The sequence below is a fragment of the Novipirellula aureliae genome, from assembly GCF_007860185.1.
In the GTDB taxonomy this organism is placed as follows: Bacteria; Planctomycetota; Planctomycetia; order Pirellulales; family Pirellulaceae; genus Novipirellula_A; species Novipirellula_A aureliae.
The window spans coordinates 1-7788 of record NZ_SJPY01000017.1 but is presented as its reverse complement, the minus strand read 5'-3'; the positions used below and the strand labels follow the sequence as shown (position 1 = coordinate 7788).

Below are 7788 nucleotides of genomic sequence, written 5' to 3'. Positions count from 1 at the left end.
CCGCAGGCACGGTCAGGACGATCGGCTCGGCTCGCAGGTCGAGCCAAGTGAAGGAATAGGGCGTGTCGCTATTGGGCGTGATGACCGCCGTGTCCTTGTAGGTGTAAACGCGTGGCTCGTTCTTGAGCTGATTGAACGGGGCCTTGAATTGGCTACCGCCCTTGTCAACAGCGTATTCATACATCACGGCGTAGTTCATCACGATCGGCAGACCGTAAACGAAGCCCTCCTCGGCGAGTTCTTGAATTTCCTCTGGGGACGGAGCCGTCGATAGGTCGGCGACCTCAGGGCTCTTTTGATCACACGCGGTGAACGTGAACGTGAGCGAGGCGGCTGCGAGCGCAGCGAAGGCGATGGTGCTTGCTTTCATGATTTGCTTTTTTCGAGTTGTTATGAATGTGGTTCTAAATAGAATTTACGGGCTATTTTACCAGATCCATTTTCGGAGCTGTCCAAGCGCCATCGAGGGCGGCTTCGGCCGGCCCGATCAACGGGGTGCGCACCGGTTTGGCCAAGCCGAAGAAGACTACCGTCGTGTTGGCGGCAAAGCGGGTGGACAGCGCCTCGTCCGGCACTTGCTTGAAGCCCGCAAGAGTCTGGTCCCAACTGTTGGCTACCCAGACGTTGCCGGCGGGATCGGCAGCGACGCCCGTGATGGTTTGCAGACCGCCGATGTAGCCGCCCTTGGGCGAAATCGCATCGCCAGTTTTGAGGCCCGGCGGGCAGGTCTCGGTCCGCACACCACACAACTGGGAGAGGTTATGGCTCATGGAATTCGAGACCCAAACGTTGTCATTGCCGTCAATGGAAATGCCCCACGCCCCGTTCATGGTCTTGCCGGCATTGAAGGGGCCGAGCATCGTGCCGTCGGGGCGAATCATCGACACATCGCCGCCTGGAAACTTATCACTGATTTCCCACAGATCGATCCACTCCTTGGCTGCGCGCTCACTGGCCGAACCATCGTGACTTCCAAACTTGGCTTTGAGCTTCTCCTCGACGAAGGCCAGCTTCTCTCGGATGCCAATGTGGCCGATGGAGTTGGCGACCCAGGCATTGCCCTGGCTATCGATGGCAATCCCGTGCGGGCTGTATCCGACCTCAAATTCTACGGCCTTGCCGGGGTCGCTGGCCGGAAAGCGGGTCACGGTGTTCGAGCCGCTGTTGGTGACCCATATCCGGTCTTGCTGATCAATCGCCAAAGCGAAGGGCTTTTTGAGCTGGAGGGTGCCATCGATCGGTTTGCCGTCCACGACCTGACCGTATATCCGTCCTTTTGAGGGGTCGCCTTTGGGTAAGTGAACAATCCAACTGTGGTCGTTATCTAGGGTCCAGACGTCGCCATTCGGGGAGATCATGATGCCCTGCATCGCACCGAGTTTTCCATCGAAGTTGTAGCCGGAATCGGGCGAAAGCGGTTTCCCGCTCTTGCGGTCGAACACGGAAATAGTGCTGCCGATAATGCTAGTGACCCAGACCTTGTCATCGCCGGAGACGGCGATGCCCCAGCCGGCACTGTCCACGCCGCCACCGCGATAACCTGTGATCATCGGCGAGAGCGGTTTGCCGTTCGGCGCGAACTTTGAGATGCCGCCGCCGACCCAATCAAAAATCGTGGTTTGCCCACCGACTAGGAAGTTGTTGGAGGACCACATGTTGCCCTCTCCGTCGATCGCGATGCCGCCGACTCCGTTGTAGCCACCCCCCGAGTAAACCAGCGACAGGGTCCACGCGCTGGGAGCGAAGTTGAGGTAAGGGATGAGAGCCACCTCGCGCCACCGCTTCCCCGCTGGAACGGGGTAGAACTCGTCGAGTAACCCGAAGATCCTGTCGGCATTGTGCGACGGATAGCGGGCGATGTTCTGCATCGCGGAAAGCGTGTTGGTCGGTGCGGCTCCGCCCGGAGGAGTGGCTGCTGCAAAGAGTTTGTTGCACGCGTCCGGTTTCTCGGTGATGCAGGCCGTCAGCAGAATGCCCAGCGTGTTGAATTTTGCCAAGGTGGTGGTCTCCGAGCTGTTCAACGGGTCCTCGATGACCGATCCTAAGCCGCCCGTTTCGAGGTCGACCAGATTCGGCACGTTGCCAGCGGCGATCTGCAGCCCCAGTGCATCGCCACTGAGCACTGTGCCTTCGAGGAATTGCGCTCCGGTCCATACGGAGGCCACCGTGGTGAGTTCGTTGATCGTCACGATCTCCGGGGGCGTGTCTCCCAACGTTGCCATCAAGGTGATTGCGGGATTCACTTCCTTGCCGGATGATAGCTTCGACTGACCGCCCGCAGCGATGAGGTACAGCACACCGTCGCCGCCCGTTCCGCCGGCAAGCGCCAGTTCGTAGCTGCCATCGTCATTCGTTTTCGCCTCGGCGACCTTTTTTGGGGCTCCCGGCCCTGCTAGCCAAAGGGTAACCTCCGCCCCGGAAATCCCGCCGCCGCCGACCTCGACCTGTCCTTTGATCCCATCGGCAGCGAAAGCCGATACGGCCATGAGTGAGGCTAAAATGGCAAGTGCGGAACATTTCACTGCTAAAGCTATAGGTTGTTTCATCGTCTGATATTTTCGATATATTGTTTATTGGATAAGCTCAGTCGTTCGCTTTGTCTTGAGCATCCTTGATCTGCTTCTGTTCGGCTGGAGTAAATTGGGTGGGGCCAAGCTTGATATTAAGCTGATCGATGGATCCGGTGAAATCAAACGGCAGGATATAGTCCTTCGAATTGATCTCGGTGCGAGTATCCACTCCCACATCAAACGTTTCATCCATCACCTGAATGAACGCGATTGAATTGGGTTGTTCGTGCGTATCCACAGCCACGCCATCAACCTTCAGGGTTCCGGTTCCACCTTTTGCAATTCCCGGCCCATTATAGACATAATCGTATACAAGGGTGTGTTTCCCCGCAGTAAGCGGTTCTTTTCCGGCCCACCTGTATTGCGCGAGACCCAACATGTTGTAGCCGAAAACAGGGACACCTTTCAGGATGTAAAATCCCCATCCGCCAAAACGGCCTCCGGCAGTGACAATCATACCGTTGCCCCCGTCGTCCGGCACCGTCACCTCGGCGGTAATCGTGTAGGACCGACCCAGAATGTTTGCTGCGTTTGAGTCCGACATCCCAGGATTCACGCCTTGATAATTGAACTCGGTCTTACCAACCGTCATACTTGGTCTTGGCTCCATCGAACGGGCGAACTGACGGTTGTCCAGAGGGTATACATTGTTCTTTGTGGCCTCCTGGTCGAACAGTGCCTGCATTTCTCTTAGCTTCTCCGGGTTTTGTGCGGAGAGGTCGTTGTTTTGGGAGAAATCGTCATTCAGGTTGTACAATTCCCATTTGTAATCGTCGATCGGAGGGAATGATGCATTCAAAATCCATGGTCCGTGAGGAGGCACTGTATTGGCATACCAGCCTTCACTGTATATGCCACGATTTGCAATCATCTCGAAGTATTGAACCTTGCGGGCGGATGGCGCGTTGGCATTCTCCTTCTTAAAGGTGTATGCCATGCTGGTGCCTTGAATGGGCTTTTGCGGGATGCCGTTGATTTCCTCAGGTTGTGCCACACCGGCCGCTTCCATGATCGTGGGCATGATATCGATCATGTGGTGAAACTGGTTGCGGATTCCTCCGATATCGTCAATCTGACCTGGCCAGGAAATGGCCATACCCTGACGCGTTCCTCCAAAATGGGAGGCGACCTGCTTGGTGTATTTGAAGGGCGTGTCAAATGCCCAGGCCCAGCCGACCGCCATGTGTGGATAGGTTTCCCGCGATCCCCAAACATCATAGAGCTTCAATTGGTCCGCTACGGGAATATCGAGGATACCGTTGAAAGATGCATATTGGTTGGGAGTTCCCAAAAGGGTGCCTTCCGGGCTGGTTCCGTTGTCACCACAAATGTAGATGATCAGGGTATTGTCCAACTCGCCCAAGTCCTCGACCTGTTGGATCACACGGCCAATCTCATCATCGGTATAGGCGGCAAACGCCGCGAATACCTCCGCCTGACGCGCGAACAATTTTTTCTCATCGGCTGAAAGCGATTCCCATTCCGGAAGGTCAACTGGCCAAGGTGTCAGTTGAGTGTTGGCGGGTATCACACCCAAACGCTTTTGATTCGCAAAGATCTGTTCCCGCATCTTGTTCCAACCCATGTCGAATTTACCCTTGAACTTTTCAATCCATTCAGTGGGTGGTTGATGGGGCGAGTGGGTGCCACCCGGTGCATAATAGATAAAGAAGGGTTGGCCGGGATCCGCCGCCTGGAGCGCTTTCATCCTGGCAATCGCCTCATCGGCCAGATCGGTGGACAGGTTGTAATCGGGTTTTCCTCTCCACGGGAATATCTGAGTATGATCCTGGAAAAGGTAAGGCGTGTATTGGTCTGTCTCGCCACCTTGAAAGCCGTAGAAATAATCAAATCCCATTCCTGACGGCCATTGATCAAACGGGCCCGCCACACTGTAGGCAAACGATGGTGTATTGTGGTTTTTGCCAAACCAGGAAGTGGAGTATCCATTTCCTTTCAGGATTTGACCAATGGTTCCGTTTTCCACACCGATGATCGAGTCATACCCCGGATATCCGGTGGATAGTTCGGTGATGACGCCAAAGCCTACCGAATGGTGGTTGCGCCCCGTGAGCAATGCCGCACGGGTGGGCGAACAAAGTGAGGTGGAGTTGAACTGCGTGTAACGCAATCCGTTGTTAGCCACACGGTCCAAGGCCGGTGTTGGAATCACTCCTCCAAAGGTTCCGCTTACACCGAAACCGGCGTCATCCGTCATGATCAACAAGACGTTCGGTGCTCCTTTTCCAGGCACGACGCGGGGTGGCCACCAGGTTTTTGAGTCGGCGACGGTTGGTCCGATTTTGCCGTCGTTCGGCGGTTGCGGCGCCGGTAGTTGTTTGCCGCTGATGGTCGTGGTCGCATCCGCGGCTCCCGGTGTGCCGGTGGTTTGAACTTGTCCGTGGGCCGCGGAACTGCTGAGAAGTAGCGTCAAGAACAATAGGGCCCTTGAGAATTCGGATAATCGATGATTCATGAATTTGCGTTAGGCGGTATGGGGGTGAGCTCTTTACAGTTGGGTTGTCCGCATGGGTTTTGCCCCATGAGAGAGTCGTGAACTCAAACTCAAAACGCAAGTTTTCGCGAAATCAGTTGAATCGGGATTCACTGGTGAAGTCGCGAGCCGCCTCATGAGAGACGGCCCGCGAGTTTCCCGATCGAATCAATCAGCTAGTTGCCGGTGGGAAGAGGAAGATTAATTCCGTCTTCGGCCAGCGACTTACGCAGCCAGTCAAACTTTTGGTAGTCCGAAATGGTGATTGGGCCGTCGTAGCCCGCGCTCTGAAGTTTGCGAGGCGGGTACTTTACGTAGGTCTTCATGAGCTCTTTAATTGCCGGTTCGATGGTGACCAAGGTCCACGTACGTTCGGTGAAGTTGTTCATGAACAGGTCGTAGCGTTCCTGCGGATCGGCCCACAGGTCGAAGATTTGAGGAACGGTGGCGACGTACTTTTCCGCCCCCTTCCAACCGAGGTTGGTATCGACTGAGAGACCGCCGGTTTCCTGGCCATTGTCACCCCGGATGTTAAAGCAAGCCTTGTAGTTGCCCACGCGAACCGCCCCTGGGGAAAGTTCGTTTTCCGTAAAGTAGAACCATTCCTTGCGCGGTGACGGGCCGGTGCCCAGGAGGACCGGTCTGAGGTCGTAGCTGTCGAAGATGATCGGCTTCCCTTCGCGATCATTCTCAGGCAGCTTCACGCCTGCGACGGAAGCAAATGTCGCCATGAGGTCAAGGCCTCCGACGATATCGTGGTTCTTCGCGGCGGCTTCAATCTTGCCCGGCCAGACGGCGATGGCAGGAACCCGGTTCCCACCTTCACGAACAGTGCCCTTGGTGCCTCGGAACGGGGTGTAACCGGCATCCGGATATACGTCCTGCCAAGCTCCGTTGTCGGTCGTGTACACAACCAACGTATCCTGATCGAGGCCGAGTTCTTTCAGCTTGCTCATGACGCGACCAATACGCGTGTCAAGCTCGACGACGGAGTCGGCATACTTGCTCTTGGACATCGACTTGTGTTTGAACTCCGGAGCTGGCATGTTCGGTTGGTGGACTTTCATGAAGTTCACATTGATGAAGAACGGGGTGTCAGGAGTCTTCGCCGCTTCCTCAAGGAACTCGATGGCCGCCTTCTCGACATAGCTATCGAAGTACGGAATGCCGACGACGCCATCAGGGTAGTTGACGTCATGGAGCGTGACATTCTTGCCGGGCTCGTCGACATACTGTCCGTTGATCTTGAAGTCCTCGAACGCCTTCTCACCGGCCTTGCCTGACATCGAACCTTTGGTCACCTTATTGAAGAACGTACGCAGTTCTGGGGCCATGTCCGGGAAAAATGTCGGATCACCGTACGTGTAGGCGTTGAGGTGATAAAGCCCGCAGTATTTCATGACGTCGTAGCCCTGTTCATTGGGCAGCGCGTAGTCGGATTCGCCAAGATGCCACTTACCCGTAAAATAGGTTTTGTAGCCGCCGGTTTTAAGAACGGAGGCCAGAGTCCACTCCGCCGCAGGAAGTCCGCCGCCCTGGCCCTGGAAGGCGACGGTGGTCATGCCGCTGCGATTGGGAATCCGGCCAGTCTGCATTGCTGCGCGTCCGGGCGTGCAACTTGGCTGAGCATAGAAGGAGAAGAACGTCATGCCGTCCCGCGCCATTTTATCGATGCTCGGTGTTGGCATGCCGCGTCCGACTCCGCCGCCATAGGGACCGAGGTCACCGAAACCGGTGTCATCGGAAACGAGGAACAGGATGTTAGGTGCTTTGTCAGCGGCTTGCGCCGAAGTGACGAAGCCCATGACAAGCCCGAGGGCGAGGGCGAGGTGTTTCATTTTGTTCATTTTTGTACTTTCTGGGTTGGGGTTTCTGTCACTGTTCCTATCCAGTACGAGCGGAAATGGAGCGGAAATGGGGCGGAATATTCAAATTTTTGTAACCGCTCACGGATTTGCATGATAGTCGCTGATCAGCAACTATCGCGTGAATGGCTACGATTATTTCTGGAAAGCGGACTTGGCCATCACGATGCCCGGTGGCTTCCAGGAGCCGTCGCCTGGAGGCAGGATGGAAGGGGCTTCGGTCGTCGGCCAGTAGAGACGCATGACCAGATAGACGGTGTCGTTCGGAGCCGGGAGCCAGTTGGCCTCCAGGTCCCCGCCGGGGTTGTCTTTCTGGATGTAAAGGGTGAGAGATCCGTCTTCGCCCTTTTTCATGTTGGGAATCATCGGTGAGTTGATGAGGTAGCGGTTGATCGGGTTTTCGATTAAATACTGCGACTTGCCGTCGTACATGGTGACCGACCAGAAGGCATTCACGGGCGGGTATTGGCCTTCGGGGAAGGTGATGGTGTAGTTGTTTTTACTGCAGTCGAGTGTTTCACCCTTGCCATCCACGCGGGTCAGTGGGTAAACGGCCTCGGCGGCGCTGTTGCCATAGAGCCCTGCTTTGGCGGTGCCGGAGCGCATCAGCCAGTCACCGTTATAGTGAGCTTCGTCACCCGGCAGGGAGCCAATCTGCCAACCATTGACGTCGGTCATCCCCGAGGCCAAGTAAGTGCTGATTTTTTCGTCACCAGCCTTCATGCCCACGATGATCGCTTTTTGGTGCTCTGGCGATAGGTCCTTCATGTTGAAGGTCTTGTTCGGTCCGATACCGATGGTCGCGAGCTTGGCGCGGATCTCTTTGTCCATGGCCGTTTCGGGAACGTACTTGAGCGCG

The 7788-nt window shown here is 55.9% G+C and carries 6 protein-coding genes; 1 reads left to right on the top strand and 5 read right to left on the bottom strand.

What is annotated here, in order from left to right:
• The 3 genes from Q31b_RS27345 to Q31b_RS27335 all read right to left on the bottom strand — a co-directional run.
• On the bottom strand, positions 1 to 370 hold a 370-nt coding region (locus tag Q31b_RS27345; protein ID WP_146602853.1), incomplete at its 3' end, for a DUF1254 domain-containing protein.
• A gap of 52 nt (positions 371 to 422) precedes the next feature.
• The gene (locus Q31b_RS27340) at positions 423 to 2546 is read right to left on the bottom strand and encodes a Vgb family protein (RefSeq protein ID WP_146602852.1); all 2124 of its coding nucleotides are present in this window, start codon (positions 2544 to 2546) and stop codon (positions 423 to 425) included.
• 37 nt (positions 2547 to 2583) lie between these two features.
• Positions 2584 to 4788 (bottom strand): arylsulfatase, encoded by a 2205-nt coding sequence (locus Q31b_RS27335; RefSeq protein WP_197172509.1) that lies wholly within the window; start codon positions 4786 to 4788, stop codon positions 2584 to 2586.
• On the opposite strand from Q31b_RS27335, the gene Q31b_RS28750 reads away from it, so the two are divergent.
• Entirely contained in the window at positions 4787 to 4963 is a 177-nt protein-coding gene (locus Q31b_RS28750; RefSeq protein ID WP_197172505.1) for a hypothetical protein, read from the top strand. The genes Q31b_RS27335 and Q31b_RS28750 overlap by 2 nt on opposite strands.
• Before the next feature lie 277 nt (positions 4964 to 5240).
• Here Q31b_RS28750 and Q31b_RS27330 read toward each other — a convergent pair whose 3' ends face one another.
• On the bottom strand, positions 5241 to 6911 hold the full coding sequence (locus tag Q31b_RS27330; protein WP_146602850.1) for an arylsulfatase: 1671 nt from the start codon (positions 6909 to 6911) through the stop codon (positions 5241 to 5243).
• Between the two features lie 153 nt (positions 6912 to 7064).
• The coding region (locus tag Q31b_RS27325) for a DUF1214 domain-containing protein (RefSeq protein ID WP_146602849.1) at positions 7065 to 7788 on the bottom strand (724 nt) is incomplete at its 5' end.